Origin of the sequence: Rhodococcus sp. HM1 (genome assembly GCF_023218075.1) — a bacterium.
GTDB lineage: Bacteria > Actinomycetota > Actinomycetes > Mycobacteriales > Mycobacteriaceae > Rhodococcus.
Window position 1 is genome coordinate 18,631 of sequence record NZ_JALPTB010000036.1, and the last position, 26,967, is coordinate 45,597.

The window sequence follows — 26,967 nt, forward strand, 5'->3', positions numbered from 1 at the left end:
CGGGGACGGTGGGCACGTCGGAGGGCATCACAGCAGGAAGGTGACGTTCCCGAGGGGCCCCTCGGCGCCGAGGAGCTGCACCTTCTTCGCGGCGATCCGCAGGCCGTCGGCGGTCTCGGCGAGCCAGTAGGTGTACCGGCCGGTGTACTCGGTGGTGCGTTCGGCGCGGTATTCGGCCAACTTGAACGGGGCGGTCACGACCTGGTCGAACGGCGCCGGCGGTTCCCAACCGCCGGGGATCGGTGCGCAGGCCTGGCCCAGCAACCGCACGGTCTGCGACGCCGGGTCCTGCGAGTGCAGGTCGCCGCCGGTCAGGCGAGAGATCCGTTCCCGCAGACGCGGGAAATCGTCGTACAGCAGGTTCATCTCGTTCAGCGGTTCCGGCGCGTCCCACCGGTAGGGAGCCCAGTAGCGGGCATCCGGGGTGAACAGTTGGAGCCATTCGTCGTACCGGCGCTCGTCGAGCAGCAGGTTCTCGTGGTGGATCAGGTCCTGGGTGGTCATGGTGTTTCCGTTCACGACTCGACATCCATCAGCTCGGCCCAGCGCGCCCATTCGGCGCGCTGCGGCAGTTCGTCGGTGATCTGGGCGGACACGACACCGCCCTGTTCCTTCTCGCGGTGCTGCCCACGATTCAGCAGCAGCCACTCGGCGTCGGCGCCGACCCCCTGGGACACCCGGCGGAACATCTCCCCGTCGTCGGGCACTCCGAATCCTGCTGCAGAGTAGAACAACTCATGATTCCGCATGCGGAGCTGATTGATTCCGTCCGGCACTCCGTCGACAGCGAGCGGCGTGTAGTGAACGACCGTCTCGTTCACCGACACCGGCCGAATCTCGCGGATGTGCAGGCCGATCAGCTGTAGGTTCGGGAAGACGGTCAGGTTGAATCCGGGACTCGTCGACTGGGCGAGCAGCTCCGTGATCTCGTCCTCGGAAAGTTCCTCGCGCAGGCTCGCGACGATCGTGTCGACATCGGGCGACGCCTTGTACCGTTCGGCGTAGTGCTCGGTCGCCGTGTTCCGCTGGTCGAGCAGTGTGTGCCCGTTGCCGAGGCTGACCGACTCGGCGGCAGCCGAGCCGTCCATGTAGGAGCCGAGGCCTTCCTCACCGGTCCGCTCCGACATCACACGGAAGAACGAGCGGTGCGCGAAGTTCGGATGATATCCGTCGCAACCGTTTTCGAGCTGGTACTTCCAGTTTCCGCCGTACCGGATCTTCTGGGTTCCGTACGCGGCCTTGAGCGGGCGTCCGGCACCCTGTGCGACGAACAGGTCGATGTACTTCGCCGCCTCACCGAGGTGGTCGAGGAGCGGTTCGACGTCGGGGTTCAGGGACGCGAACACGAAGTCCTGGTAGATCTCGACCCGGGGGATTTCCTGCAGGCCGAGCTGGGACTTGTCGAGCCCCTGGTACGCGTCGGCGTAGGTGACGCCCACCAGTTCCCCGCTGTTCTTGTAGGTCCAGCCGTGATACTCGCAGCGGAAGAACCGCGCGTTGCCCTTCGGGGCCTGGCACACGGTGGCGGCGCGATGGCGGCACCGGTTCTGCAGTGCTCGGATGGCACCGTCCGCACCGCGCACCACGATCACCGGACGGCCGGCGACCTCGGTCGTCTTGTAGTCGCCCGTCTCGGGGATCTCCGAGGCGTGCGCGACGTAGAGCCACGTACGTTCGAAGATGCGCTGAATCTCGGCGGCGTAGACCTCCGGATCGTAGTACGCCGACTTCCGCACGAGGCCCTGGTCGAGGTCGACGAAATCCCCGACCGAAAAGTTTGCAGCATTCATCGGATGCCCACTCATTCCCTTTGCTCCGGCCCTTTGCTCCGGCTGACGTTGCCCATAAGCGCGGATCGAGGTTCGCCGTGACGGGCGATTCGATCCGGTGCGCTGTGTGATCCAGTCAACAGTCATCGCCGGGCTTGCCGCCAACAACAGCCGGAGAGGGGGTACAACGAATCCTTGTGGGCGGATCCCGGGCGGAGGGATTCACCATTCGGCATGACCCGGTGATGGGTGCCCCTGTTGTCACCCAGCGAAGGGACGCTCTTCCACGAGCGAGAGCGGTGCCGCCGTTGTTCGTCGAGAATCGCCAGGACCATCACCGGCTCGTCGATGTCGACCGGTCGGCTATGGCCATATGCGGCGGCCACCTACGCTGCGGCAGGGGCGTCGATGGGCACACCCATCACAGGTCGACCCATTCAGCGGTGGGTGCTCAGCCGATACAAGTCGGAACATTCACCCCTGGGGGGCGTCGATACGGTGCCTAGCGCCGCCAGGCTGCGAGCACCGTGCGCACCGCCGTGACGACGGACAGCGGCTGGTCGAACATCGGATGGTGACCGGCCGCGGGCAGTACGGTCATCACCGCGTCGGGGCCGAACAGCTCCCGCAACTGGGCGTACAGGGCGTCGTCGACGATGCCGTGCTCGCTGCGGAAGTACACGACCGGGCAACGCGGGGTCATCTCCTCGAGACTGCTCCGCGTCTCCCGACCGATCCGCATGGCGTCGAATTTCCAGGTGTACCCGCCGTCGACGGGCTTCAGCGAGCCGCGGGCGATGTGATCGAACACGTACGGCTCGGCATGCTCCTGCGGCGGAACGAGACGGAAGCGCGCGACCGCATCCTCGACGGTCGGGTACACCTTCGGTGGACCCGCCGGCCGCGCCGCCTTCATGCGCATCTCGAGTTCCTCGGGCGTGAGATCGCGGATCGGCGAGTCGAGGATGACGACGCCGGCGAGACGCTCCCCCATCCGGTGCGACGCCGCGAACGACACGATGCCGCCCATGCTGTGCCCGACCAGGACGGGCGGTCCGACGATCCCGCCGGCTTCCGCGGCGGCGAGCACCTCGTCCGTCCAGGTTTCGAGACCGTAGTGGTCGCGGTGGTCGCTGTCGCCGTGTCCGCTCATGTCCAGCGCGACGACGCGCCGGGACTCGGCGAGCTGCGGTCCGATGTGGTCCCACCAGCCCGAATGGGCCATACCGCCGTGGACGAGGACGATCCCGGCCTGCCCCGGATCACCCCACGCTCGGTAGAAGATCGTCGCGCCCGACACCGTGCATTTGCCCGTTTCCACGGGAGCGGCGAGGGCGTCGACGAACCACTGGGGAGCAGCACCGTTCTCATTGCTCATCACTCGAACTTAAGCGAAGTGTGACGTCCACCAACATCCGGGCCGCTTTCAACTCACGCGTCAGCGGGAATTGCGCGCTCGACGGCGGTCCGCACCAGCTCGGCGGCGCGCTTCTCGTCGAAGATTCCCGGAAGCGTGAGGCGCTCCAGGATCAGCCAGTTCAAGGCGAGGTACAGCAGCACGACGGCGTCCTCGCCTCCGGGCAATCCGGACTCCCGGTAGTTGGCCACGTTGAAGTCGAGATCGGCTCGCACCCGCTCGGTGAGCAGGGCCTGGAGTTCGGGTCGCCGTGTCGCCTCGAGCCGGAGTTCGAGGACGGCGAGATATCCGCTTCGGAAGCCGCTGACCCGTTCGACCACTTCGGTCATCAAGTCGATCATGGACTCGCGGGTCTGTCTCTGCCGCGACTGCGCTACGACGTCCTCCCCGGGAATCAGCCGCTCGTAGTAGCGATGTCCCACCTGGACGAGCAACTCGTCGCGACTGGAGAAGTAGTTCGAGGCGGTTCCCGCCGGCACTCCCGCTTCCTTGTCCACCGCGCGGAACGTCAGCCCGCGTGCCCCGTCTCGGGCGAGCACCTCGATCGATGCGTCCAGCAGGGCCTGGCGACGTTCGGGATTCGCGCGAACCACTTGACACCACTCCATCCGTAGTACTACGTTCAAACCACTTCAATCATAGTACTACGGACGAGGTGGTTTCTGTGCGAAAGCTCGTCTACTACGTGGCCGTCTCCCTCGACGGCTACATTGCCGGCCCCGACGGCGAATTCGACTTCTATCCGATGTGCGACGACATGTCGTCCTGGATCGGCGAGACGTATCCGGAATCCGTCCCGACCCACGTTCGCGAACTCGTGGGCATGCCGACCGATACACCGAACCGGACGTGGGACACCGTGGTGATGGGTCGCGGCGCCTACGAACCGGCACTCGCGGAGGGGGTGGTCAGCCCGTACGACCACCTGAAGCAGTACGTCTTCTCACGCACTCTCGCACCGGTGGACCATCCACGAGTCGACATCGTCGACACCGATCCGGTGGAACTGATTCGGAATCTGAAAGCGCAAGAGGGCCTGGACATCTGGCTCTGCGGCGGCAGCAATCTCGCGGGGCAGCTCATCGGCGAGATCGATCGGCTGATATTCAAGAGCTATCCCGTCCTCGCGGGAGCCGGTCTGCCGGCACTGTCCGGGTCCTTTGCGCCGACGCAGTTCACGGCCACCCGGCGCCGGGAGTTCGGCAACGGCGCGCAGGTGACGTGGTTCGACCGAGCCTGAATCAGGGCATTCCCAGGAGCACGAAACCTTTGAAACGCGGTCAGTTTCGTGATTCGTTCTCTACGTCCCGGCGCGACGCGCCTCCGGTCAGAGCGCGCGCGATCTGCTGGAGCCGCAGATCCTCCTGTTCCGGTTGCGGATGCACGACTGCGGACATCGCCTCTCCGTCGAGCATGTGCACGATCGAGAACACGATCGTGGTGAACACCTGCGGGTCGAATCGGGCTGCAACCGGCAGCGCGGCAGCGAATTCCGCGATCTCGGCGTGGTAGCGCGCGGCCAGCGGTTCGAGCCGTTCGCGCAGCGCCGCATCGGTGCGGGCCGCGCCGAGCAGTTCGTACCAGGCCGCGTTGATCGGGGCACGGCACGCGGCACGCACCAATTGCAGGCTCGCGAGGACCGATTCGTAGCTCCGGTCGATCACGCCGAGCCGCGCGAGGCCCTCCCGGTACTTCTCGAACTGCCGTTTGCGCACCTCGTCGGCGGCCGCGACCATCAGGTCCAGCCGAGTCGGGAAGTGCCGGAAGACCCCACCGGAGGACACCCCGGACCGGCTGCACACCTCGGCGATGGTGGTCGCGGTGTAGCCGACCTCCCCCAGCGCGGCGACCGTCGCATCGAGGATGCGCCCGATCGTCGCTTCCCGGCGTTCCTGCTGGGTGCGTGGACGGGAAATCGAGGTCATCCGACCTCGACGCGCTCGGGGACGTCCCCGCGCGCCGGGGCGGGCCCGCGTTCGGCGACGCCGGCACGCAGGAAACGGCCGGTGCCGACGGTGGTGCCGTAGCCGGGAACGAACTCGCCGTCGCGGAAGACGACCCGTCCGGCGACGACCGTCGCGGTGACGGCGGCGTCGTTACGGTTCACCATCCGGCGCAGGCCACCGAACTCGGGCATGGGTTCCTCGTGGTAGCGCTCGGTCGCCTCGTCGAGACCGGCGGGATCGACGACGACGAGATCGGCGCGGTCGCCGACGCGCAGGTGCCCGGCGTCGATTCCGTAGAAGTCGCCGAGTTCCCCGGTGAGTTTGTGGACGGCCGTCTCGAGGGGCATCACCGGCTTGCCGCGTTCGGCGAAGTCGTGGATGCGGCGCAGCATGCGGATCCCGTAGTTGTAGAACGCCATGTTGCGCAGGTGCGCACCGGCGTCGGAGAACCCGACCGTGACGCCAGGGGTGTTGATCAGGCGGTTCAGCACCTCGGGCCGGTCGTTGGCAATGACGGTGTGCCAGCGGAATTCCCGGCCGTATTCGACGACGAGATCGAGGAACACGTCGACCGGATGCAGCTTGCGTTCGCGCGCGACGTCGCCGATCGAGCGGCCCACGAGGGACTCGTCGGGGCAGGCCACGATGTCGGTGTCGTCGAAGTCGCGGTGCCACACCCGCGGCGAGAACTTCTTCTCGAAGTCCTGCCGGAACCACCGGCGGTAGGCCTCGTCGCGCAGCAGGTCGTTGCGACCCATCTCCTCCTCGAGATGCAGTGCGGCGCGGCCGGATCCGAATTCCTCGAAGACGACGAGGTCGATTCCGTCCGAGTGCACCTCGAAGGTGGTGGGCAGGTGCTGCCAGCGGAATGCGCCGCGTCCGAACTTGTTGGCGGCCTTCGCGATCGGACCGAAGATGCGGTGCACCCACCGTTCTGCCTTGGTGTCCGCGGCTGCGAGGATCGAGGCCTTCATGGGGCGACGGCCGATGCCGGTGCTCGCGAGCGCGAAGAACGCCACGTCGTACTTGGTGTTGAGGTTGGGCACGGCCTGCAGCACCCGGCCACGACGGCGCAGGATCCGGTGCAGCCTGCGGAATTCCGACCACGAGGCGTGGGTGGACGGCAGTGTCCGGGACCGGTAGCGGTCTCCGTCGATCTTGTCCCACGGGTTCGTCATGGTGGAGACCCCGAGGAAACCCGCGTCGAGCGCTTTGCCGACGGCGGTGTCGATGGCGACGAGTTCTTCGCGGGTGGGCTTGTTGACCGAGTCGGTGGAGCGGCCCAGTCCCATCACGGCGGCGCGCACGTCCGAATGGCCGATGAACGCGGCGACGTTCGGTCCGAGGGGCAGCGCGTCGATCGCCGCGATGTACTCCTTCGGCGACGTCCAATTCTTCGCGGTCTCGAGCGCGCTGAGCACGTGATCGCGGGGCAGCGCCTCGACGCGGCTGAACAGGTCGGCGGCGTCGACCGGCGGCACGAACACCGTCGACAGCGAGCAGTTGCCCATCAGGACGGTCGTGACGCCGTGCCGCACCGATTCGGACAGGCCCGGCGCGACGAGCACCTCGGCGTCGTAGTGCGTGTGCGCGTCGACGAATCCGGGCATCACCCACCGGCCGCGCGCATCGACGACCTCGGTGTCCGGGCCGGCCGGCAGCGGCTCGACGCTCTCCGTCACCACGACTCCACCGCGGATGCCGAGGTCGCGGACGACGCCGGGAGCGCCGGTCCCGTCGAACCACAGGCCGCCGCGCACGATCACGTCGAACGGTTCACTCATGAGTCCCCTCCTCCTCGAGTTCGCTCACGATAGCCAGAAAAGAGGTCGCACACTCTCTAAATCCCGAAAACGGGATTCGACCGATGGAACCGTGCACCGACAGGTCACGCAGATACCTGAGCACTTGTTCATATGAGAAGTTATGATTCGACGATGGATGTCGTAGCAATGCACATGAGCGACGGCCTCATCAACGCCCCGACGTCCCTCCTGTTCGGTGCCGTGGCAGTCGCCGGACTCGCGATCGCACTGTGGCGGGCACGGACCGAACTCGACGAGCGGACCGCTCCCATGGCGGGTTTGGTGGCCGCGTTCGTGTTCGCCCTGCAGATGGTGAACTTCCCGATCCTTCCCGGCGTGAGCGGACACGTCCTCGGTGGCGCGCTCGCCGCGATCCTCGTCGGCCCGTACACCGGCGCGCTGTGCCTCGCGATCGTGCTGATCGTCCAGGCCCTGTTGTTCGCGGACGGTGGCCTGAGCGCCCTCGGCGCGAACATCACCAACATGGCGCTGATCGGCGTCGCGACCGGCTACGGCATCGCGGTCGCGCTGCGGTCCCTCCTCCGCGGTCGCACCCGTGGTCGGGGCCTGGCGGTCGTGTCGTTCACGGCGGCACTGGCCGCCGTGGTCGCGGCGTCCGCCGGATTCCTGCTCGAGTACGCGATCGGCGGCGCCTCCACCACCTCGCTCGGGACCGTGGCCGCCTACCTGCTCGGCACCCACGTATTGATCGGCGCCGGGGAGGGAATCGTCACCGCCGCGACGGTGGCCGCGGTCGCCAGGGCCCGGCCCGATCTGGTGTATCTCCTGCGCACCGCACCCCGACCCGCACCCGCACCCGCGTCGGACGTGACGGCATGAGCCGGCGCCGGGTACTGCTCACCCTCGCCGCGGTCACCCTGCTGATCGCCGGGGCGCTCTCCTACCTCGCCAGTTCCAGCCCCGACGGCCTCGACTCGACGACCCTGCGCGGGTGCGAGGTCGTCGAGGTCGACGGGACCGAACGCGTGACCGGCGAGTGCATGGCAACCACCGCCACCGATCACAGGCTGTCCGGCAGCCCGCTGGCCGACTACGCGGTCGGCGGCCGGGAGTTCTCGACCGGGCTCGCGGGCATCGCCGGCGTGGTCGTCGTCGCGGTCGCCGCCGGCGGCCTGTTCCGATTCCTCGGTCGCCGCCGCGCACCCGGGGAATCGGCGAAACCGTGAGCGGCGAGACCGCGGCGACGCGGCTCCACCTGCCGGGCACCTCGCCGGTGCACCGGCTGCCCGCGGAGGTGAAGATCGTCGCGGCGGTGACGTTCGTGTTCGTCGTCGTCGCCACCCCACGCGAGGCGATGTGGGCGTTCGGTGCGTACCTGGCGGTGCTCGCCGCCGTGTGGACGGTCGCGGGGATCCGGCTCTCGTGGCTGGCTCCGCGGATGCTCATCGAACTTCCGTTCGTGGTGCTGGCGGTGCTGCTGCCGTTCGCCGAGGCCGGTGAACGTGTCGTGGTGGCCGGGGTTTCGCTGTCGGTTCCCGGCCTGTATGCCGCGTGGGGGATCCTCGCCAAGGGGACCCTCGGCGTGCTCGTGTCGCTGACCCTCGCCGCCACCACGGCGGTGCGGGAGCTACCGGGAGCCCTTGCACGCCTTCACGTACCGGGATCGATCACCACCATCGTCGTGCTGATGATCCGGTACGCGGACCTGCTCGCCGACGAGGCGCACCGGATGCACATCGCACGGCTGTCCCGCGGCGACGACCCGCGCACGCTGCGTCGGATCGGTGCGACCGCGCGCGGGATCGGGGGCCTGTTCCTGCGCGCCTACGAGCGCGGCGAACGGGTGCACCTGGCCATGCTCTCGCGTGGATTCACGGGTACCGTCCCGGCTTTCGGTGAGCCCGCACGTCCCGCGGACTGGATCTCGGCACTGGCGCCGACCGCAGGTGCCGTGCTCGTGTGCGCGACGGCGTGGGTCACGACGTGACCGGCACACCCGCGGTCCACCTGGCCGGCGTCGGCTACGCCTATCCCGACGGCCGGCGTGCCCTGCACGGCATCGACCTGACCGTCGCGGCGGGCGAGCGCGTCGCGGTGCTCGGCCCCAACGGGGCGGGCAAGACGACGCTCATGCTTCATCTCAACGGCGTGCTCACCCCCACCGAGGGAACGGTCGCGATCGGCGGGCGGACGATCGGCCGCGACACCCTCCGCGACGTGCGGCGCGCCGTCGGCCTGGTGTTCCAGGATCCCGACGACCAGCTGTTCATGCCCACCGTCGCCCAGGACGTCGCGTTCGGCCCGGCGAATTTCGGGGTCCGCCCGCCGGAGCTCGACGAGCGGGTCCGGGAGGCTCTCGCCGCGGTCGACATGACCGAGCACGCGGACCGCGACACCGCGCACCTGTCGGGCGGGCAGCGGCGGCGTGTCGCCCTGGCGACCGTGCTGTCCTGCAGGCCCGAGGTTCTGGTGCTCGACGAACCGTCCGCAAATCTCGATCCGGTGGCCCGTCGCGAACTCGCGGAGGTCCTCACCCGGCTCGACGCGACGCTGCTGCTGGTCACGCACGACCTTCCGTATGCCGCGCAATTGTGTACCCGCGCGGTGATTCTGGACGGCGGCCGGCTCGTCGCGGACGGACCGATCGACGAGATCCTCACCGACGACACGCTGCTCGCGGCGCACCGGCTCGAACTGCCGTGGGGCTTCTCCGTGCCGCAGCGCCGCGGCTGAGCATCATGCGGCGAGCCGGCGGTTGGTGTGCCCGAGCTGCCGGACGGTCCACGACTCCAGCCGGTCGGTCTCCTCCGCAGTGAGCCTGTCGCACACGAAATCCCAGTGCAGCGCCACCCGGTCCCCCACGCGCAGGTCGGGCACGAACACGCCGGAGTCGGTCCGCCGGCCGACGCGCCGAGCCGTCTCGGCTCCGAGAGTCAGCCGGCCACCGCCGAATTCGAGTCGCCGTACGTTCACGAGGGCGTCGTCGTCGGACACCTCCAGCACGGTCCCCCACCCGATCCGGCACGAATCGAGGATCCGGAGCGGCTCGGGCATCCCGGTTCCCAGCAGCCGCGACCACGGATACACCCCGAACACGTGGAACGCGTGGGTCGCGGTCACCTCGGGCAGCAGGTCCTCCGTCAGGTGCGACCAGTAGTGACCGGCTCGCGCGCCGAACCGGCTCAGCAGTTCACCACCGAACCGCTCCGTGTCAATGCGATCGGTGAGGACGTTTCCGGTCCAATAGGACCGCACCACCCGCTCGTCGAGCGGATCGGCGATCCCGCACTGTTCGGCGATCAGTTGCTGATACGGCCAGGCCCCGCTGAACTGCCGGGCCGCGGCGGCCACCACCGCCGGATCCCCGCCACCGCAGGCAGCAGTCTCGAGCGCGGCGGCACTCGCCGGGCCGCAGTAACCGAGTTCGTTGGGCGCGTGCGCATACCGCGCGAACAACCGATATCCCTGGGCCACCGCGCTTTCCGCCACGGTCACCCCTTCCCGCGCTGCCCCACCAGTGCCGCCGTCTCGCGATGGAGACGACCGAAGTTGTAGTAAGCGGCGCATGCCCCTTCGGGTGAGACCATGCAGGTGCCGATCGGCGTCTCGGGTGTGCATGCGGTCCCGAACACCTTGCACTCCCACGGTTTGATCACGCCTTTGAGCACCTCACCGCACTGGCATGCCTTCGGATCTGCCACCCGCACACCCGGCATCGAGAAGCGCTGCTCGGCGTCGAACTCGGCGTAGTCGGGGTGAATTCCCAGTGCGCTCTGCGAGATGAATCCGAGCCCGCGCCACTCGAAGTGGGGTCGCAGCGCGAACGTCTGCGCGAGCAGCGCCAGGGCCTGCCCGTTTCCCTCGCTGCGCACGACCCGGCTGTACTGGTTCTCCACCTCGCACCGCCCGTCCCGGATCTGCCGCAGCAGCATGTGCACCGACGCGAGAATGTCGAGGGGCTCGAAACCCGCCACCACGATCGGTTTTCCGTACTTCTCCGGCACGAACCGGTACGGGCGCAGGCCCACCACGGTCGACACGTGGCCCGGCCCGAGGAACCCGGACAGGCGCAGATCCGGCGATTCGAGGATCGCCTTGATCGGGGGAACGATGGTGACGTGATTGCAGAACACCGAAAAGTTCGTCAGCCCCAGCTGTTTCGCACGCACGAGGGTCACCGCGGTGGACGGTGCCGTGGTCTCGAACCCGACCGCGAAGAACACCACCTGCTTGTCCGGGTCGTCGACCGCGATCTTGAGCGCGTCGAGCGGCGAATACACGAACCGCACATCGGCGCCGCGCGCCTTCGCTTCGAGCAGGTTGCCGCGCGATCCGGGCACCCGCATCATGTCCCCGAACGTCGTGAACACCACGCCGTCCTGCTCGGCCAGCCACATCGCGTCGTCGATGCGGCCCATCGGGATGACACAGACGGGACAGCCCGGTCCGTGCACCAGCTCCACCGACGGCGGCAGCAGATGTTCGATGCCGTGCCGGTAGATGGTGTGGGTGTGCCCACCGCACACTTCCATGAACTTGAACTCGTCCTCGGCGGCGAGATCGGTGATCGCAGCGACCAGGGCCCGGGCCGCAGCCGGGTCCCGGAACTCGTCGACGAATTTCATGGTGCCAACCCGCTTTCCCTCGTCGCCGTCATCTCGGCGTCGTGTCGATCTCCGAATTGGTGAACGCCTCGATCTCGTTGACGTAGTCGGCCCCCATTCGGCGCACCTGGTCGAGCGTCATCCGTGCTTCCGCCTCGTCGATGCGGGACATCGCGAATCCGACGTGCACCAGCACCCAGTCGCCGACCTGCAGGCCGGTGCCGGCGAGCAACCGGATGCTGATGGCCCGCTGCACCCCGTTGACGTCGACCTTCGCGAGATCCTGATCGGCGTCGAGGATGTCCACGATCCGTCCCGGAATTCCCAGACACACAACAGTTCTCCTCACGGTCAACAGATGCGTGGCAGCGGATCACCGACGAGCATGTCGACGATCCGGCTGCCCCCGAATGCGGTGCGCAGCGCGACGATGCCCTCCGGTTCCGCGAGGATCTCGCCGACGACCGCCGCGGCTTCGCCCCCGGCCTGCCCGCGCAGCGCGGCGAGCGCCGCGTCGGTCTCGTCCTCGGCGACCACCGCCACGAACTTGCCCTCGTTCGCCACGTACAGCGGGTCGATGCCGAGCAGGTCGCACGCACCGAGAACCTGCGGCCGGACCGGCAGTGCCTCCTCGTCGAGCACCACTGCGAATCCGGTGGCCTGCGCGAGTTCGTTGCACACGGTGCCGACGCCGCCGCGGGTCGCGTCGCGCATCCACCGGGTCGACGGGGCCGCCGCGAGCAGCGCCTCCACCATCCGGTGCACGGGAGCGGTGTCGGACGCGATGTCCGCCTCGAGCGCGAGTTCGCCGCGCGCGAGCAGCACCGCCATGCCGTGGTCGCCGATCGTGCCGGAGACGACGACCCGGTCGCCGGGCCGAACCAGGTCCGCACCCAGACGACGGCCGTCGGGCACCACGCCCACGCCCGCGGTGCTGATGTAGAGCCCGTCGGCGGAACCCTTGCCGACGACCTTGGTGTCCCCGGTGACGATGTCGACTCCCGCGCCGGACGCCGCGGTCGCCATGTCGGCGACGATCTCCCGCAGCCGGGCGATCTCGAAGCCCTCCTCGATCACGAACGCCGCCGACAACCAGCGCGGCCGCGCGCCGGATACGGCGAGGTCGTTGACGGTGCCGTGCACCGCGAGGTGCCCGATCGATCCGCCCGGGAACTGCAGTGGCTTGACGACGTACGAATCGGTGGAGAACGCCAGGCGCTCCCCCACGCCGATCGACCCGACGGCAGCGTCGCCGAGCTGTTCGAGTTCGGCGTTGCGGAACGCATCCACGAACACCGCATCGACCAGCGCCGCGGACGCCTTGCCCCCGGCCCCGTGGGAGAGGGTGACGACCGTGTCGAGCAGACGCGGGCGGCGGCGCCGGAACGCCTCGATCCGTTCCAGTACCCGGTCCTCGCGATCCGCGTCGGTGCTCACGTTCCGCCTCCGGCCGTCGACGTGTCGTGCGCGAGATGGTCCTGCGCGATCTCCCACAGGCGGTATCCGAGCAGCGCGTGGCTCTCCTGGATGCGGTGGATGCTCTGCGAGCGGATCGTGAAGCAGTAGTCGAGGTCGTCGGAGACGGCCATCCGCCCGCCGTCGTGGCCGGCGAATCCGATGGTGAGCAGGCCGCGGAATCGCGCCTCGGCGAGGGCCGTCATGAGATCGTCCGAGTTGCCGGACGTGGACAGCGCGATCGCGATGTCGATCGGCCGGGCGTGGGCGATGATCTGCCGCGAGAAGATCAGGTCGAAACCGACGTCGTTGCCGAGGGCGGTGACCACGGCCTGGTCCGCGGCCAGGGACCAGGCGGGCACCGGCCGTCCGCGGGCGGGCCGGCTGAACAGGGACGCGAGGGTCGCGGCGTCGGTGGAACTGCCGCCGTTGCCGAACGTGTAGAGCCGGCCGCCGCGTGCGAAGGACCGGGCCATCCGCTCCCCCGCGGATTCGAGTGCCGGTCCCCATTCGTCGATCGACGCCTGCTGCAACCGTGCGCTCTCCGCTGCCTTGCTGCGGGCGGACGCGGCGAGGTCGCGTAACAGCGGCGCGGCGTCGCGTTCGTCCGCCTCGATGAACGGATACAGGAAACTCGTCTGTTCCGGTTCGCTCACGGTGTCACCTCTCCCCCGGATCGGCAGTAGCGTCGAGCCGGGTTAGCGCCACGCCCCCGTGTACGACGAGAAGATCGTGCACGGCAACGGATTCCAGGATCGACACGTCGACGTGCTCCTCCCCGTCCGCGGTCCGCACGAGAGCGGTGGCGGTGTCGGCGCCGGGTGGGGCGACGACCTCCGCGAGCCTGCCCTCGTCGCTGCACGTCACGCACACCGCGTCGGTGTGGTCTTCTTCGAGCAGTCCGGGATGCTCGAAGACGACGTGGGTCAATTCCCACAGCAGGTGGTACATCAGCACGAATCGGCCGGTGGCCCACACCATCGGATCGTTCGAATCCACCCACAGCACGTGCGTGGCGGCCCCGGCGGGCGGGCGCGGTCCGGCACCGATCCAGATGGTGTCGGCTCCCCACGCCGCGGCGCGACGCACGATGTCGAGGACGTCGGGTTCGTCCGCGGACACGACGGCGAGGATCACGTCGCCCGGCCGCACCGCGACCCGGCACTGGGCCACCGGGTCCGGCTCGACCAGCGACACCGCCGGCAGCGCCCGCTTGCCCATGATCACCGGATGCACGAATTCCACGGCCACGTGGTGGGCGTGCGGTTCCCATTGCGGCGAGACCACCCACAGGGTCGCGCCCGCGTGGAATCGTCGCGCCAGCCCGAGCGCCGCGGTCGCCAGGTCCGCGGCGAGGTCCTCCCCGATCGGGTTCTCACCGATCGGCGGGTTCGATTGCTGTTTCGTCGATGTCATCGCCCACGTCCCGTCTGCGCCGGATCCGCTTCCCGCCGTATCGAATCGGCGGCTCGCCGCTGCTCCGAACCGGCGGCCCGCCGCTGCTCCGAACCGGCGGCCCGCCGCTGCTCCGAAGTGGCGGCCCGCCGCCGTGCAGAACTCGCGGCTCGCCGCCGTGCCAGGGTGGCGCCGATCGCGGCCTGTCCCAGCGACAGCCCACCGTCGTTCGACGGCACCCGACTGTGCGTCAGGACATCGAACCCACTGTCTTGCAGGATAGTTCGAACACCTTCGGTGAGCAGTCGATTCTGGAAGACACCTCCGGTCAACCCGATCGTCGTGATTCCGGCGTCGGTGGCGATCCGCGCGGCGAGCCGAGCGGTCGCGACCGCGAGCGCCTGGTGGAATCCCAGCGCCAGATCCGCGGCCGGAACCCCGAGCCGCAGTCCCCCGACCAGGCAGCGCAGCGTCCCGGTCCAGTCCAGTTCGGTGCCGTGCACCGTCATCCGCACCGGCGCCGGCTCGGCGGCGGTACGCGCGAGCGCCTCGAGTTCCACGGCCGCCTGCCCCTCGTACGTGATGCGATGACGCACCCCGAGCAGGGACGCCACTCCGTCGTACAGCCGCCCGACGCTCGTGGTGCATACGCAGCCGATGCCGGACGTCAGCTGGCCGGACACCAGGTCCCGTTCCACGTCGGTCAGGGCCCCGGCGCACGGCAGGTCGTCCAGGTGCGGTGACGTGGGATCGCCGAGACCGGCGTCGCGCAGCAACACCAGCGCGACCCGCGCCGGGGTCCGCACGGCGACGTCGCCGCCGGGCAGCAGGAAGGACCGCAGGTGCCCGGCCCGGCGCATGTCCAGCAGGTCCGGTCCGACGAGCAGCAGTTCCCCACCCCACACCGTGCGGTCGCAGCCGTAGCCGGTGCCGTCGAACGCGATGCCGAGTGCCGGCGAACCGATCCTGCCGTGTTCGGTGAGCAGCGACGCGACGTGGGCGTGATGGTGCTGGACGGTGTGCAGCGCGATGTCGTGCTCCTCGGCGTAGCGCTCGGCCCATTGCCGCGTCGCGTATCCGGGGTGGGCGTCGGCCACCACGAGTTCCGGGGTGACCCGGTGCAGCGCGGTCAGCCGCTCCACGGACGTTTCGAACGCCCGCCTGCTTTCCAGCGACCCCATGTCCCCGAGGTGTGCCGAACAGAATGCGTACTCCTGCCGGGTCAGGCAGAAGGTGTTCTTCAGTTCCGCGCCGACCGCCAGGACCGGCGGCGACGGCCGGTCGAGCAGGACCGGCATCGGCGCGTAGCCGCGCGAGCGCCGGATCGGCGACTCCCGGTCGCCGTGGACGACCGCGACCACCGAATCCTCGCAAGGCACCGCGATCGGCCGGTCGTGCACGAGAAACAGGTCGGCGATGCCGCCGAGCCGGGTGCGGGCGTCGTCGTCGTCGGTGCACAGCGGTTCGCCCGAGACGTTCCCGGAGGTCATCACGAGCAGGCGCGGCACCGGATTCGGGTGCCCGGGCACCGGCATGAACAGCAGGTGGTGCAACGGGGTGTACGCGAGCATCACCCCGAGCTCGCCGAGGCCCGGCGCGACCTCGTCCGCCACCGCGGTATCGGCCCGCTTCTCCAGCAGCACGATCGGGCGCGCCGGCCGGGTCAGTGCCTCGATCTCCTGCCGGAACAGGACACACTGCGATGCGACCGTCGCGACGTCCGGTGCCATCACCGCGAACGGCTTGTCCGGTCGCCGCTTGCGTTCGCGCAACCGCCGGACCGCGTCGGGGTCGGTGGCGTCGCACATCAGGTGGTAGCCGCCGAGCCCCTTGACGGCCACGAGCTGCCCGGCCGCGAGGGCACGCTGCACCGCTGCCAGCACCGCGTCGTCCCCGTCGATGCGGTCGCCGCCGCGTTCGGTGTGGATCCGCGGTCCGCAGTCCGGGCAGCAGATCGGCTGGGCGTGGTACCGCCGGTCGGCCGGATCTGCGTATTCGCGGGCGCAGCGCGGGCACATCGGGAACGCCGCCATCGTCGTGGCGGGGCGGTCGTAGGGCAGGTCGGTGATCACCGTGTACCGGGGGCCGCAGTGGGTGCAGTTGACGAACGGATGCCGGTACCGGCGGTCGGCGGGATCGTTCAGTTCCCGCAGACAGTCCTCGCACGTGGCGACGTCGGGCGGGATCAGCGTGCGCAGTCCCGGTGTGCGGCGGCTGTCCACGATGCGGAAGTCGCGGTCGCCCCGGGGCGTGCGCGGGACCGACGTCAGATCGAGAACGTCGGCGAGCGGTGGGGCTTCGGCCCGCAGCCGTCGCTCGAACTCGTCGAGTGTGCTTGTGACCCCTTCGATCTCGACGAACACGCCGGTGTCGTCGTTCCCGCAGTGCCCGGCGAGGCGTAGTTCGGCGGCCAGGCCCGCCACGAACGGCCGGAACCCGACTCCCTGCACCACCCCCCGGACGGTCACGCGGCGGCGCTCGACGGCGCTCGTCACGGTGGATCCTCCCGGTCCGGGCCCCGGCCCATCAGTTCCAGTCCGGCCAGGGCACGTTCGGCGCCGGCTTCGTCGACCCGTTCCATCGCGAAACCCATGTGGATGATCACCCAGTCGCCGGGTTCGACGCCTGCGTCGTCGAGCAACCCGATGTTGATTCGCCGGCTCTCACCCACGACGTCGACGAGCGCCAGCTGGCCGCCGTAGCCCTCGAGCAGCCGGATCACCCGGCCGGGAATTCCCAGGCACATACGTCACCCTCCGGGCCTCGGCCGGGCGGCCCGATCGGGTCGCCGGAGATTCTGCACGGCTCGGCGCACCGCCGCGGCGGCCGGTTCGACCGCGGCCGCGACGGCGGGTGAGAGCCCGATGCCCTCGTCGACGCACTGCGCCTGACATCCCACCACGATCGTGCGGGGCCGGCTCCCGCCCAGCGCCGCGAGGGTCGCGAACACCGAGGCCGGGTCCATGCCGTGCGCATCGACCCCGACCGTGGTGGGTGCGGTGTCGCCGGCTTCGAAGACCCGCACCGCCCCGGGCTCCCCGGCGTCGGGAACCGCGTCGACCAGGACCAGGCCGTCCCACCCGTCGAGCAGGTCGTATGCCAGGTGCATGCCGCGGATCCCGTAGTCCACCACCCGGACTCCTTCCGGTTTCGGGCTCCGGGCAAGGTAGCGCACGACCTCGGGTCCGAACCCGTCGTCCCCGAGGAAGATGTTGCCTACGCCCGCGACCAGAATCCGCACCCCACTCCTCACATGTTCCGGATTCGGAAGTAGCGCTTGAGATCCGGCAACGACTTCACTGCGACCAATGCTGCACCGACCGCGACGGCGGCGGCGACCGCCGTGGTCAGCATTCCGACGATTCTCATGACTCCTCGTTCCTCGACGGTTGCACCGGGACGTCCGGCACCGGTTCGATCTCGTCCGGCGCGAAATAGAGGTAGCGGCCGAACCATTCGTGGAGGTCGGCGGCGGGGTCGTCGGTGAGGACGACCCCGACGTGGGTCCCGCCGTCCACATCGGCGTGGACCGTCGCGACGCGCGCGAGCCGGTCGCGGAAGAACAGGTCCTGCGCGTCGGCCCGCCGGGACGGGTGCAGCCGGACCAGGCTTCCCTGTCCCACGGGCATCCCCTGCACGAGCACGGTGTCGAGTTCCGGTCGCACGCTGGTGTCCGCTTCCTCGGTCCACCAGTCGACACCGTCGGGCACCTCGGGTATCGGACCGGCGCCCATCGGATCGGCGCCGCGGCCGGGGTCGCGCAGGACCCCGTGCAGTGCCTGGAGCTCCTCGGGGGTCATCGCCTCGCAGCGGTCCACGATCTCCGCGGCCCGCGCGTCGGTGGCGCGGGCCTGCGCCTTCTCCTCGTCCGTGAGGGTCAGTACCCGCAGGGTGAGGATCTCGTCGATCTCCGTGGCGTCGAACAGGTCTCCGCCGCTCTGCTCGGCGACGCGCGGGTGGTCGTAGAGGATGATCGGCGACACCAGCACGACGGGTGCTTCCCCCGGCACGGCCGGGTCCGGGTCCCCGGCGAGCACCGGGAAACAACGCTCGTGGGTGCAGGTGCCGACCAGTGCGGCCGCGTCGGCGGGCGGTTCGAGGAGCGATACGAAACGCGCCTCGGTGGCAGCGAGGATCAGGTGCGCTCCGATCAGCGACCGCCCGATCGCGTCGTCCGCGTCGACGGGCGCGTCACCGGTGTTCGTGACGGTGGCGGACACGCGGACGAGATCGCCGTCGATCGGTCCGGCCTCGACGGTCACGGTCGCGTGCACGGCGCGCCGGGTGCGCAGCAGACGTCCGGCGACCGTGCCGTCCGGTTCGGTCAACAGTTCGGTGTCCTCCCCCGCGGGCACCGCGACCTCCGTCGCCCCGTGCGCGTTTTCGGTAGCCACCGCTACCGAAAACGCGCACGAGCACTCGACGGCCTCGTCCCACCCGACCCACGACTGTCCGACGACGACCAGCTCGGGCACGATCTCGAACCCCTCGCCGGTGCGGCGCTGCACCGTACGACGCTGAAGCTGGAGAAACCGCAGGGTCACCTCGATCACCGGCTCGGTTCCCAGCGTGCGCAGCACGGTCTGTGCCGCCAGTCCCGGCGGCTCGCCGAGCCCGGACGCGGCGGCTCCGGGCGGCCCGAGAACTCCGAACTGCCAGCGCGAGTGGTTCTTCCGGGCGTTCGCGCGGTACGGGTACAGCAGGTAGCCCTCGTACAGGATCGTGTCGGCGACCGCACGCACCCGGTCCGTGTCGTCGTGTTGCTTCTGCCGTTCCACCGTCACGACGCCTCCGCATCCGTTCCCGCACCGGCTGCGTCGAGCAGTGCGGTGATCGTGGCGTCCAGATCGGTCAGTCCCCGTTCGGCCTTGAACCGTGCCAGTGCGGCCAGCGTCGCGTGGGTGAGGCGCGCGTATCCGCTGTCGGGGAAGTGCGCCCGCATCAGGTCACGCCATACCTGTACCGGAAGGTCGTATCGGGCCTCGCGGTCCCACGGCACCTGCTCGACCGCGAATCCCGTGGTGCCGCGGGTGAAGACGGTACCGCTGAACAGGGCCAGCAACGGCACCGCACCGCCGCAGAGCGCGTGCAGGTAGCGCGAGGCCGCGACCTCGAAGTCGTACGTGCAGGCCAGTGGCAGCGTGGTCTCGCACGCGCCCTCGAATCCCGGCACCACCGTCGACGCGTGCAGCCACGGGAAGGGCGCAAGGGTCGTGCCCCATCGGTCGCGCGTGCCGAACAGGTCCGTCAGCGCGGCTTCCTCGTCGGGGCCGTAGTTCCGGCGGCGCGGTTCGATGCGGAGCTGGCACCGCAGTGCCAGTGCGTGCACGGTCGCGCCCGTGTCTTCCCGTATCCGGAGTTTCGCCAGCAGGGTCGGCGCGGCCGCGTACGGTTCGGGCGCGATGTCGACGATGCCGAACTCGAGCGCGGTCACGACGGTGCCCCCGCGTCGACCGGTCGGCTCCGCCGGGCGAGTGTGTCGAAGAATCCGTCGAGTGCGGCATGCGCATCCTGTCCGCCGTCGAAGCCCCGCCACACCCGCCGCAGCCTGCCCACCAGTTCGTAACACGCGTCGATCGGCACGAGGTGGCACGTGGGTTCACCGCGGTCCGGTACCCGTACGATCAGCGCCTCCACGTCGGGCAGCGGTGTGGTCAGCGCCGGGTTATCGGCGAGGACCGCGTCCCACATGCCCAGCGGCAGCTCCGATTCCGTGGCACCGGCAGGTCCCGGATAGAACGCGACGGTGCGGCCGAGCGTCGAATTGTGGAAGAAGAACGCCAGCGCCACCGGGATCTCGAGGTCCTCCCACCGGCCCGGCGCGAGCGTGAAGGACGGGAACGACAGGTACCGGTCGGGAACGGAGCGGAACCGAAGGTCCGCGCCCTGATCGGTGAAAAGGAGGTAGCAGGGCCGGCATACGCACATCAGACGCCGGGATTCGAGATCGACGACGTGCCGGTGCGCCTCGTCGAGTCCGATCGCACACATCTGGCACCGCTCCGCCGCGGGAACCGGTGTCGCGGCGGCGATGCGGCCGAGAACCTCGGAGACGGTGGCCATCACGCCACCTCGGTAGGACGCGCATCGGGCACGGCGAGCGACAGGATTCCGTCGCGAACCAGCACCGGCAGGGGCTCGAGATGTTCGGCGGCACCGTCGTCCACCCGGGCTCCGGCCCTGCGGACGTCGAAGTGTGCTCGGCATCCCGGGCAGCGCAGTACCGCCCCCGCGTCACCTCCCGCTCGTCGGTGCAGCACCGCACCGGCGAACGATCCACCGCACGCGGGGCAGTGGTCGCGGTAAGCGAGATATCGGCCGTCGAGGCGGCATGCCAGCACCGGCACCTCGGCAATCGTGAACCCGCCGAGCTCCCCTTCCCCGAGTCCTTCGAACTCCGTTACCGCACACCAGGTCCCGCTCACATCGGAACGGACGTGCGCGAACAGGGTTTCCGGACGGATGAGGCCGTGATCGTCGGGTTCGGTTTCCACGTCGAGCTCGGTGATCTCCGGCGCCGCCGCCCGCACGGCGTCGCGCACTGTCAGTTCGAGCGTGGCCGCCGACGACGGGCATCCCCGGCAGTTGCCGAGCAGCCGCAGGCGCACCACCGATCCGTGGATGTCGAGCAGGTCGACGTCGCCGCCGTGCGACTCCAGGTACGGGCGGACCGAGTCGAGCGCGGTGCGCACCCGCGTCGTCACGTCGTGCGGGTGGAGGCCGTGGACGAGCAGCAGGCTCGCGACCAGGTCGTCGCGTGCGACCGCGTCCACGGCTCCGGGATGCACGGCGATCGCGTCGAGGATCCGGGTCAGGCCGGCCCCGTACAGATCCAGTACCTCGCGCACGAGGTCCTCCGCGCGGTCGCGGGCTGCCGGCCCGGCTACGGAACAGGCATCGAGCAGCGCTTCGATACGGTCACCGGATTCTCGCCACCGCTCCATCCGTCACTCTCCGGTGACCGACTGGGTCGGCGAATGCACCTTCTCGAGCGTCTTCCCATCGCCCAGGTACATGTGCACGCCGCACGGTAGGCACGGATCGAAACTGCGCACGGTGCGCATGATGTCGATGCCCTTGAAATGCTCGCGGTCGTTCTCCTCGAAGATCGGCTGACCCTGCACCGCGTCCTCGTAGGGCCCGGGTGTCCCGTAGCTGTCGCGGGGGCTGGCATTCCACGGCGTCGGCGGATACGGGTGGTAGTTGGCGATCTTGCCGTCCCGGATCACCAGGTGATGGGAGAGCACGCCGCGCACCGCCTCGGTGAATCCGCAGCCGATGCCCTCGTCCGGCACCTCGAACGTCTCCCACGTCTTGGTGCGGCCGGCACGGATCTCCTCGAGCGCCTTCTCCGCGAAGTGGAGCGCGCACGCCGCCGCGTAGGCCTGGAAATAGGTGCGGGCGCGGTTGCGTTCGAGGGTGTTGCTGCCGTGCTTCGGAATCTTCCACTCGAGCGTCACCGGCGGCTTCAACGCGGTCTTCGGCAGGTTGATCTTGACACTCGACCCGGTCGACTCGACGTAGCCGATGTTCACGAGACCGGCCAGCGCGGTCGACCACAGCCGGGCCAGCGGTCCGCCGCCGGTGTCGAGGGCCAGGTGATCGGTGCCGTCGAACCAGCGCGGCGACATCACCCAGCTGTACTTGTCCTCGAGGTCGCGCTTCTGCGGGTGCGGATTGGTGTGCTGGTTCCACGGGTGGCGGCGGTCGACCGGATTGCCCAGCGGGTCCGTCTTGACGAACATCTCCTGGTCGGTCCAGTCCTCGTAGTACGACGAGCCGAGCAGGATCCGCAGACCCAGGTTGATGTCGACGAGCGAGGTCGTCACGAGTTTGCCGTCGACGACCACCCCCGGCGTGACGAACATCTTCCGGCCCCAGTTCTCCATGTCCCGGTAGGAGAAGTTGCAGACCTCCGGATCCTGGAACGCGCCCCAGCACCCCAGCAGGGTGCGCCGCAGGCCGACCTTCTCGTAACCCGGCAGCGCTTCGTAGAAGAAGTCGAACAGGTCGTCGTGCATCGGCACGACCTTCTTCATGAATTCGACGTAGCGCATGAGCCGGCTCATGTAGTCGGTCATCAACTGCACCGTGGCCACGGTGCCCACGCCGCCGGGGTAGAGCGTCGAGGGATGTACGTGACGGCCTTCCATGAGACAGAACATCTCTCGGGTGGACCGGCTGACGTGCAGTGCCTCTCGGTAGAACTCGCCGCTGAACGGATTCAGGGACCGCATGATGTCGGCGATGGTGCGGTAGCCGTGCTGGTCCTCGTGCGGTGCGCGGGTCTTCTCGGCCCGTGCCAGGACGGACGGGTTCGTCTCGGAGACCATCTTCTCGCAGTAGTCGACGCCGACGAGGTTCTCCTGGAAGATGTTGTGGTCGAACATGTATTCGGCCGCTTCGCCGAGATTGACGATCCACTCCCCGAGATGCGGTGGCTGCACGCCGTACGCCATGTTCTGCGCGTAGCACGAGCAGGTGGCGTGGTTGTCGCCGCAGATCCCGCAGATGCGGCTGGTGATGAAGTGCGCGTCGCGCGGGTCCTTGCCCTTCATGAACAGGGAGTACCCGCGGAAGATCGACGAGGTGCTGTGGCATTCGGCGACAGTGTTGTTCGCGAAGTCGATCTTCGTGTAGATGCCCAGGCTACCGACGATTCGGGTGATGGGATCCCAGGCCATCTCGACGAGCGAGTTCGTGGAGCTGGAATCGGGAGTGGTGGCTGTCATCGAGCTGGCCTCTCTCGGAACGTCGGCTGCACACCTACCAGGTGCGGGTGGCTCCGGTCGTCAACTTCGTGCCGGGTGTGCGCCACGACGGCTCGTGGTCCAGGGTTCGTCTCGTGATCTTGCGCAGGTTCCGGATGACGGAGCCGTACATGCCGATTGCGGTGCTCGACACCAGACCACCCGGAGGTTCGTCCATGAACGGCATGAACTTGTCGGGGAATCCCGGCATCGTGCATCCGATGCAGATACCGCCGACGTTGGGGCAGCCGCCGATACCGTTGATCCAACCGCGTTTGGGGACATTGCATCTGACGACCGGACCCCAGCAGCCCAGCTTGACGATGCACTCCGGCGAGCCGTATTCGGTCGCGAAATCACCCTGCTCGTAGTATCCGCCGCGGTCGCAGCCCTCGTGGACGGTCTTTCCGAACAACCACTGGGGACGCAGCGCCTCGTCCAGCGGGATCATCGGCGCCTGATCCGTCGCCATGTACAGCAGGTAGGTGAGCGTCTCGGACAGATTGTCCGGCTGGATCGGGCATCCGGGCACACAGACGATCGGGATGCCCGCCTTGGACTTCCAGTCCCAGCCCAGATAGTCGGGGACCCCCATCGCGCCGGTGGGGTTGCCCGCCATCGCGTGGATGCCACCGTATGTCGCGCAGGTCCCGGCGGCGACGATCGCCGTGGCCTTGGGGGCCAGCCGGTCGAGCCACTCGCTGGTGGTGATCGGCTGCCCGGTCTCCTCGTTGTTGCCGAAGCCGCACCAGTAGCCGTCGTCGTGGAGTTTCTCGTTGGGAATCGACCCCTCGACGACCAGCACGAACGGTTCGAGTTCGCCGCGGTCGGCCTTGCGGAACCATTCGAGGAAGTCGTCGGCGCCACCCTCGGGTCCGCACTCGAAGTCGATCAGCGGCCAGTGCACCGCGACCTTCGGCAGACCCGGCAGCGCTCCGAGCGCGATCTCCTCGATGGTGGGTTGCGTCGCAGCGGTGAGCGCAACCGAATCGCCGTCGCAGCTGAGACCGGCATTGATCCACAGGACGTGGATCAATGTGTCCTCGGCCGCCTGCGCTTGTGGTGTAGGCATGCTGAGCCACCTTCCGGAGTGCCGGTTCACCCCTGCGCTGCCGGAGTCGACCGTCGGCCCACTTGCACAGCGCTTCTCCTATTAGGGACCCGATCGCGACGGATTGTCAACGAAGGTCCGGTTTACGATCTCGAATAACGTTCGGGCCGACGATGATCGGCGATCCAGTCGTACCACGCGGCGAGGTTCTCCCCCGTCGTCGCGGACACCGCGATCGCCTCGATTCCGGGGTTGATCGATTTCGCATGCCGCACACAGGTTTCGATGTCGAAGTCGACGTAGGGCAGCAGATCGATCTTGTTGACCAGAACCAGGTCTGCGACGGCGAAGATGTGCGGATATTTGAGCGGTTTGTCGGTTCCTTCGGGGGTGGAGATGAGGACCACCCGGCCCTGCTCTCCGAGGTCGAACAGGGCCGGGCACACCAGATTCCCGACGTTCTCGACGAACAGCAGGGTCCCCGCCTCGGGGTCGAGTGCCGTGAGCGCGTCGTGCATCATCTGCGCGTCCAGGTGGCAGCCCGCCCCGGTATTGACCTGCACCGCAGAGCAACCCGTCCGGCGGATCCGTTCCGCGTCGAGCAGGGTCTCCTGATCGCCTTCGATCACCGCGATCGGACCGGATCCGGAGAGGTCCCTGATCGTCCGTTCGAGCAACGTGGTCTTTCCGGCACCGGGCGAACTCATCACGTTGAACGCGGTGACGCCACGACCGGCGAGCCAACCCCGATTGCGTTCGGCCAGAACGTCGTTCTTCGCCAGTACCCGTTGCTCGAGCGTGACGGTTTCGGTGGAGCCGGACCCGGCGGTGTCCTCGCCGTGTCCGTGTCCGTGTCCGTGACCGTGTCCGTGCTCGTGCTCGTGCTCGTGGGGCACCGTGATACGCGGGCCGGCATCGTCACCGCATCCACACGTGGCGCACATGCGATCAGCTCACTTCCATCGACACGATCGTCAACTCCCGACCCGAACGGACCTCGACGTCCGCACTTCCGCACGGACACAACAGGATCGGGTCCGTCAATGCAAAATCCGCATCGCACTCCCGGCAGTGTCCGACGCCGTCCGGCGTCTCCAGATCCAGCCGCGCGCCCTCCGCGGCGGTGCCGGTCGCCGCCAATTCGAAGCAGAAGTACATCGAGTCCGGAACCACCGCACACAAAGCCCCGACGACCATGCGCACGCTACGGACGCGCCGCCCGCCGGCGCGTTCGCACACCGTCTCGACCACATCCTGCGCGATCGACAGTTCGTGCATACGACCTCGCTCCGCCTGCTTCACAGGCTCGTATCCACGATAAGCCGCGCTCGCCGACCCCGATGGCGGAATCAGTCGTTCTCGTGGGAGTGCGCGGCGTGCTGGTGCGTCGCACCGATCGAATGCAGCATCTCGTGCACCGTGTCGTCGACGAGCCGATACCGCACGGCCCGGCCGTCCCGTGTCGCCGAGACCCATCCGCGGTCGCGCAGCAACCGCAGCGCGTGCGAGACGGCGGTGCCGGTCATACCGAGCGCAGTCGCGAGATCGGTGACGCGGATACCGGGCGCGTGGTGCAGGCACAGCAGCATCCGCAGACGATTGACGTCGGAGAGCAGTTCGAACCGTTGCGCCCACCGCTCGATGTCCGGGGTCCGCAGTGCCGCTTCCGCACGTCGGACGTCATCGGGATCGAACACGGGCCGGCTTTCCACGGGCCGAGTGTACGGTGCGCGCATGACCTTGTTCGATGCCGTCACCGCCACCCCGGCGCTCCTCGTCGACCGCGACGTACTCGACCGCAACATCGAACGGATGGCCGAATCCGCACGGACCCGGGGCGTGACGCTGCGCCCGCACGCGAAGACCCACAAGAGCCCCGACATCGCGCGACTCCAGATCGCCGCCGGCGCGGCCGGATTGACGGTCGCGACGGTGTCCGAGGCGGAGGTGTTCGCCGATCACGGCTTCGGCGACCTGTTCGTTGCGTATCCGCTGTGGGTCGATGCCGCCCGCGGCGCGCGGCTCGCGGCGCTCGCGGACCGTACGCGTGTCACGGTCGGAGTCGATTCGGTGGAGGGGGCGCGGGCGCTCGCCACGCACGCGGGCACCGCGATCGAGGTTCTCGTGGAGGTCGACAGCGGCCACCACCGCACCGGCGTGGCACCCGGGCACGCCGGTGCGGTGGCGGCCGCGGCGACCGCGGCGGGACTGACCGTCGCCGGGGTCTTCACCTTCCCCGGTCACTCGTACGGACCGGGCCGACCCGGCGCCGCAGCGGCCGAGGAATCCGAGGCACTGCGAACAGCCGCAGACTCGCTGCGCGGCGCCGGGATCGAACCGGGAATCGTCAGCGGCGGCTCGACTCCCACCGCCTACCTGGACACGGCCGCAACCGAACTGCGGCCCGGCGTGTACGTCTTCGGCGACGCCCAGCAGCTCGAGCTCGGCACGGTCACCGAGGAAGAGGTTGCGCTCACCGTCCTCGCGACCGTCGTCTCCGCCCGTGACGGTGTCGTCGTGCTCGACGCGGGGAGCAAGTCGCTCGGCGCAGATCGGGCGCCGTGGGCCACCGGGTACGGCCGGATCCTCGGGGTTCCGGACGCACGGATCACCGCCCTGTCGGAACACCATGCGACGGTCGAGTGGCCGGCCGGCCCCGATGTGCCGCGCCCCGATCTCGGGGCGCGGCTGCGGGTGATCCCGAATCACGTGTGCAACGCCGTGAACCTGGCGGACGAGCTCGTCGTCACCCGCGGCCGCGAGGTCGTCGACCGCTGGCCGGTCAGCGCCCGCGGCTGCACCGTCTGATCGGGC

Annotated in this window: 30 protein-coding genes; 6 read left to right on the forward strand and 24 right to left on the reverse strand. The window is 68.9% G+C overall.

Annotated elements, in window-relative coordinates; genetic code table 11:
• Positions 1 to 27 precede the first annotated feature (27 nt).
• The 4 genes from M1M07_RS18695 to M1M07_RS18710 all read right to left on the reverse strand — a co-directional run bounded on the left by M1M07_RS18695 (position 28) and on the right by M1M07_RS18710 (position 3,779).
• On the reverse strand, positions 28 to 504 hold the full coding sequence (locus tag M1M07_RS18695; RefSeq protein ID WP_248675158.1) for an aromatic-ring-hydroxylating dioxygenase subunit beta: 477 nt from the start codon (positions 502 to 504) through the stop codon (positions 28 to 30).
• Between the two features lie 11 nt (positions 505 to 515).
• On the reverse strand, positions 516 to 1,790 hold the full coding sequence (locus M1M07_RS18700; protein ID WP_248675159.1) for a Rieske 2Fe-2S domain-containing protein: 1,275 nt from the start codon (positions 1,788 to 1,790) through the stop codon (positions 516 to 518).
• A 481-nt stretch (positions 1,791 to 2,271) separates the two neighbouring features.
• Positions 2,272 to 3,147, reverse strand: a complete 876-nt coding sequence (locus tag M1M07_RS18705; protein WP_248675160.1) for an alpha/beta fold hydrolase — start codon at positions 3,145 to 3,147, stop codon at positions 2,272 to 2,274.
• 53 nt (positions 3,148 to 3,200) lie between these two features.
• Positions 3,201 to 3,779 carry a TetR/AcrR family transcriptional regulator gene (locus M1M07_RS18710; RefSeq protein WP_248675161.1) on the reverse strand — a complete coding sequence of 193 codons (579 nt, stop codon included), beginning with the start codon at positions 3,777 to 3,779 and terminating at the stop codon, positions 3,201 to 3,203.
• A gap of 71 nt (positions 3,780 to 3,850) precedes the next feature.
• On the opposite strand from M1M07_RS18710, the gene M1M07_RS18715 reads away from it, so the two are divergent.
• On the forward strand, positions 3,851 to 4,426 hold the full coding sequence (locus tag M1M07_RS18715) for a dihydrofolate reductase family protein (RefSeq protein ID WP_248675189.1): 576 nt from the start codon (positions 3,851 to 3,853) through the stop codon (positions 4,424 to 4,426).
• Positions 4,427 to 4,466: 40 nt separating this feature from the next.
• Here M1M07_RS18715 and M1M07_RS18720 read toward each other — a convergent pair whose 3' ends face one another.
• Both M1M07_RS18720 and M1M07_RS18725 read right to left on the reverse strand, forming a co-directional pair.
• Positions 4,467 to 5,111 carry a TetR/AcrR family transcriptional regulator gene (locus M1M07_RS18720; RefSeq protein ID WP_197250886.1) on the reverse strand — a complete coding sequence of 215 codons (645 nt, stop codon included), beginning with the start codon at positions 5,109 to 5,111 and terminating at the stop codon, positions 4,467 to 4,469.
• A complete protein-coding gene (locus M1M07_RS18725; protein WP_197250885.1) occupies positions 5,108 to 6,916 on the reverse strand; it encodes an amidohydrolase family protein in 1,809 nt (602 codons plus the stop codon). Before M1M07_RS18725 ends, M1M07_RS18720 begins: the two co-directional genes overlap by 4 nt.
• 153 nt (positions 6,917 to 7,069) lie before the next feature.
• Here M1M07_RS18725 and M1M07_RS18730 point away from each other — a divergent pair, with 153 nt between their 5' ends.
• The 4 genes from M1M07_RS18730 to M1M07_RS18745 are packed head-to-tail and all read left to right on the forward strand — an operon-like array spanning position 7,070 to position 9,631.
• Positions 7,070 to 7,777, forward strand: a complete 708-nt coding sequence (locus M1M07_RS18730; protein ID WP_197250880.1) for an energy-coupling factor ABC transporter permease — start codon at positions 7,070 to 7,072, stop codon at positions 7,775 to 7,777.
• Positions 7,774 to 8,124, forward strand: coding sequence for a PDGLE domain-containing protein (locus M1M07_RS18735; protein WP_248675162.1), 351 nt, complete (start codon positions 7,774 to 7,776; stop codon positions 8,122 to 8,124). Before M1M07_RS18730 ends, M1M07_RS18735 begins: the two co-directional genes overlap by 4 nt.
• Positions 8,121 to 8,885, forward strand: a complete 765-nt coding sequence (cbiQ, locus tag M1M07_RS18740) for a cobalt ECF transporter T component CbiQ (RefSeq protein ID WP_248675163.1) — start codon at positions 8,121 to 8,123, stop codon at positions 8,883 to 8,885. The genes M1M07_RS18735 and cbiQ overlap by 4 nt, the downstream gene beginning before the upstream one ends.
• Entirely contained in the window at positions 8,882 to 9,631 is a 750-nt protein-coding gene (locus tag M1M07_RS18745) for an ABC transporter ATP-binding protein (protein WP_248675164.1), read from the forward strand. Before cbiQ ends, M1M07_RS18745 begins: the two co-directional genes overlap by 4 nt.
• A gap of 3 nt (positions 9,632 to 9,634) precedes the next feature.
• Here M1M07_RS18745 and M1M07_RS18750 read toward each other — a convergent pair whose 3' ends face one another.
• The 18 genes from M1M07_RS18750 to M1M07_RS18835 form a co-directional block, all read right to left on the reverse strand.
• Complete coding sequence (locus M1M07_RS18750; protein ID WP_248675165.1) at positions 9,635 to 10,387, reverse strand: DUF6390 family protein; 753 nt, start codon at positions 10,385 to 10,387, stop codon at positions 9,635 to 9,637.
• Positions 10,388 to 10,389: 2 nt separating this feature from the next.
• Positions 10,390 to 11,523, reverse strand: coding sequence for a hydrogenase formation protein HypD (hypD, locus tag M1M07_RS18755; protein WP_197250878.1), 1,134 nt, complete (start codon positions 11,521 to 11,523; stop codon positions 10,390 to 10,392).
• Positions 11,524 to 11,551: 28 nt separating this feature from the next.
• Positions 11,552 to 11,836, reverse strand: coding sequence for a HypC/HybG/HupF family hydrogenase formation chaperone (locus tag M1M07_RS18760; protein WP_197250877.1), 285 nt, complete (start codon positions 11,834 to 11,836; stop codon positions 11,552 to 11,554).
• A 17-nt stretch (positions 11,837 to 11,853) separates the two neighbouring features.
• A complete protein-coding gene (gene hypE / locus M1M07_RS18765; RefSeq protein WP_308200810.1) occupies positions 11,854 to 12,939 on the reverse strand; it encodes a hydrogenase expression/formation protein HypE in 1,086 nt (361 codons plus the stop codon).
• Entirely contained in the window at positions 12,936 to 13,613 is a 678-nt protein-coding gene (locus M1M07_RS18770; protein ID WP_248675166.1) for an SIS domain-containing protein, read from the reverse strand. Before M1M07_RS18770 ends, hypE begins: the two co-directional genes overlap by 4 nt.
• A gap of 4 nt (positions 13,614 to 13,617) precedes the next feature.
• Positions 13,618 to 14,373, reverse strand: coding sequence for a hydrogenase assembly protein HupF (locus M1M07_RS18775; protein WP_248675167.1), 756 nt, complete (start codon positions 14,371 to 14,373; stop codon positions 13,618 to 13,620).
• A complete protein-coding gene (gene hypF / locus M1M07_RS18780) occupies positions 14,370 to 16,847 on the reverse strand; it encodes a carbamoyltransferase HypF (protein ID WP_248675168.1) in 2,478 nt (825 codons plus the stop codon). Before hypF ends, M1M07_RS18775 begins: the two co-directional genes overlap by 4 nt.
• The gene (locus M1M07_RS18785) at positions 16,844 to 17,098 is read right to left on the reverse strand and encodes a HypC/HybG/HupF family hydrogenase formation chaperone (RefSeq protein WP_197251189.1); all 255 of its coding nucleotides are present in this window, start codon (positions 17,096 to 17,098) and stop codon (positions 16,844 to 16,846) included. Before M1M07_RS18785 ends, hypF begins: the two co-directional genes overlap by 4 nt.
• A 3-nt stretch (positions 17,099 to 17,101) precedes the next feature.
• Positions 17,102 to 17,605: a hydrogenase maturation protease gene (locus tag M1M07_RS18790; RefSeq protein WP_197251188.1), complete on the reverse strand. Its 504-nt coding sequence runs from the start codon at positions 17,603 to 17,605 to the stop codon at positions 17,102 to 17,104.
• A 112-nt stretch (positions 17,606 to 17,717) separates the two neighbouring features.
• Positions 17,718 to 19,136: a hypothetical protein gene (locus tag M1M07_RS18795; protein WP_248675169.1), complete on the reverse strand. Its 1,419-nt coding sequence runs from the start codon at positions 19,134 to 19,136 to the stop codon at positions 17,718 to 17,720.
• The gene (locus M1M07_RS18800; RefSeq protein WP_197251187.1) at positions 19,133 to 19,786 is read right to left on the reverse strand and encodes a DUF6084 family protein; all 654 of its coding nucleotides are present in this window, start codon (positions 19,784 to 19,786) and stop codon (positions 19,133 to 19,135) included. Before M1M07_RS18800 ends, M1M07_RS18795 begins: the two co-directional genes overlap by 4 nt.
• Positions 19,783 to 20,415 (reverse strand): DUF5947 family protein, encoded by a 633-nt coding sequence (locus tag M1M07_RS18805; RefSeq protein WP_248675170.1) that lies wholly within the window; start codon positions 20,413 to 20,415, stop codon positions 19,783 to 19,785. The genes M1M07_RS18800 and M1M07_RS18805 overlap by 4 nt, the downstream gene beginning before the upstream one ends.
• The gene (locus tag M1M07_RS18810; protein WP_197251186.1) at positions 20,415 to 21,296 is read right to left on the reverse strand and encodes a NifU family protein; all 882 of its coding nucleotides are present in this window, start codon (positions 21,294 to 21,296) and stop codon (positions 20,415 to 20,417) included. The genes M1M07_RS18805 and M1M07_RS18810 overlap by 1 nt, the downstream gene beginning before the upstream one ends.
• A gap of 3 nt (positions 21,297 to 21,299) precedes the next feature.
• A complete protein-coding gene (locus M1M07_RS18815; RefSeq protein ID WP_197251185.1) occupies positions 21,300 to 23,084 on the reverse strand; it encodes a nickel-dependent hydrogenase large subunit in 1,785 nt (594 codons plus the stop codon).
• Between the two features lie 34 nt (positions 23,085 to 23,118).
• Complete coding sequence (locus tag M1M07_RS18820; protein ID WP_197251184.1) at positions 23,119 to 24,174, reverse strand: hydrogenase expression protein HypE; 1,056 nt, start codon at positions 24,172 to 24,174, stop codon at positions 23,119 to 23,121.
• A 122-nt stretch (positions 24,175 to 24,296) separates the two neighbouring features.
• Complete coding sequence (hypB, locus tag M1M07_RS18825) at positions 24,297 to 25,097, reverse strand: hydrogenase nickel incorporation protein HypB (protein WP_197251183.1); 801 nt, start codon at positions 25,095 to 25,097, stop codon at positions 24,297 to 24,299.
• Between the two features lie 4 nt (positions 25,098 to 25,101).
• Positions 25,102 to 25,431: a hydrogenase maturation nickel metallochaperone HypA gene (locus M1M07_RS18830; RefSeq protein ID WP_248675171.1), complete on the reverse strand. Its 330-nt coding sequence runs from the start codon at positions 25,429 to 25,431 to the stop codon at positions 25,102 to 25,104.
• 71 nt (positions 25,432 to 25,502) lie between these two features.
• Positions 25,503 to 25,865 carry a metalloregulator ArsR/SmtB family transcription factor gene (locus M1M07_RS18835; RefSeq protein ID WP_248675172.1) on the reverse strand — a complete coding sequence of 121 codons (363 nt, stop codon included), beginning with the start codon at positions 25,863 to 25,865 and terminating at the stop codon, positions 25,503 to 25,505.
• A 22-nt stretch (positions 25,866 to 25,887) separates the two neighbouring features.
• Between M1M07_RS18835 and M1M07_RS18840 the strand changes: the two genes are divergently transcribed.
• Complete coding sequence (locus tag M1M07_RS18840; protein WP_248675173.1) at positions 25,888 to 26,961, forward strand: alanine racemase; 1,074 nt, start codon at positions 25,888 to 25,890, stop codon at positions 26,959 to 26,961.
• The last annotated feature ends 6 nt before the right edge of the window (positions 26,962 to 26,967 follow it).

Bases quoted from the DNA above. Each gene is read 5' to 3' on its own strand.
- M1M07_RS18730 (WP_197250880.1), top strand. From the start codon at position 7,070: ATGGATGTCGTAGCAATGCACATGAGCGACGGCCTCATCAACGCCCCG.
- M1M07_RS18815 (WP_197251185.1), bottom strand. From the start codon at position 23,084: ATGACAGCCACCACTCCCGATTCCAGCTCCACGAACTCGCTCGTCGAG.
- hypB (WP_197251183.1), bottom strand. From the start codon at position 25,097: ATGTGCGCCACGTGTGGATGCGGTGACGATGCCGGCCCGCGTATCACG.
- M1M07_RS18820 (WP_197251184.1), bottom strand. From the start codon at position 24,174: ATGCCTACACCACAAGCGCAGGCGGCCGAGGACACATTGATCCACGTC.
- M1M07_RS18720 (WP_197250886.1), bottom strand. From the start codon at position 5,111: ATGACCTCGATTTCCCGTCCACGCACCCAGCAGGAACGCCGGGAAGCG.
- M1M07_RS18775 (WP_248675167.1), bottom strand. From the start codon at position 14,373: ATGACATCGACGAAACAGCAATCGAACCCGCCGATCGGTGAGAACCCG.
- M1M07_RS18810 (WP_197251186.1), bottom strand. From the start codon at position 21,296: ATGGAGCGGTGGCGAGAATCCGGTGACCGTATCGAAGCGCTGCTCGAT.
- M1M07_RS18830 (WP_248675171.1), bottom strand. From the start codon at position 25,431: ATGCACGAACTGTCGATCGCGCAGGATGTGGTCGAGACGGTGTGCGAA.
- M1M07_RS18805 (WP_248675170.1), bottom strand. From the start codon at position 20,415: ATGGCCACCGTCTCCGAGGTTCTCGGCCGCATCGCCGCCGCGACACCG.
- M1M07_RS18725 (WP_197250885.1), bottom strand. From the start codon at position 6,916: ATGAGTGAACCGTTCGACGTGATCGTGCGCGGCGGCCTGTGGTTCGAC.
- M1M07_RS18705 (WP_248675160.1), bottom strand. From the start codon at position 3,147: ATGAGCAATGAGAACGGTGCTGCTCCCCAGTGGTTCGTCGACGCCCTC.
- M1M07_RS18700 (WP_248675159.1), bottom strand. From the start codon at position 1,790: ATGAATGCTGCAAACTTTTCGGTCGGGGATTTCGTCGACCTCGACCAG.
- hypD (WP_197250878.1), bottom strand. From the start codon at position 11,523: ATGAAATTCGTCGACGAGTTCCGGGACCCGGCTGCGGCCCGGGCCCTG.
- M1M07_RS18735 (WP_248675162.1), top strand. From the start codon at position 7,774: ATGAGCCGGCGCCGGGTACTGCTCACCCTCGCCGCGGTCACCCTGCTG.
- M1M07_RS18695 (WP_248675158.1), bottom strand. From the start codon at position 504: ATGACCACCCAGGACCTGATCCACCACGAGAACCTGCTGCTCGACGAG.
- M1M07_RS18785 (WP_197251189.1), bottom strand. From the start codon at position 17,098: ATGTGCCTGGGAATTCCCGGCCGGGTGATCCGGCTGCTCGAGGGCTAC.
- M1M07_RS18840 (WP_248675173.1), top strand. From the start codon at position 25,888: ATGACCTTGTTCGATGCCGTCACCGCCACCCCGGCGCTCCTCGTCGAC.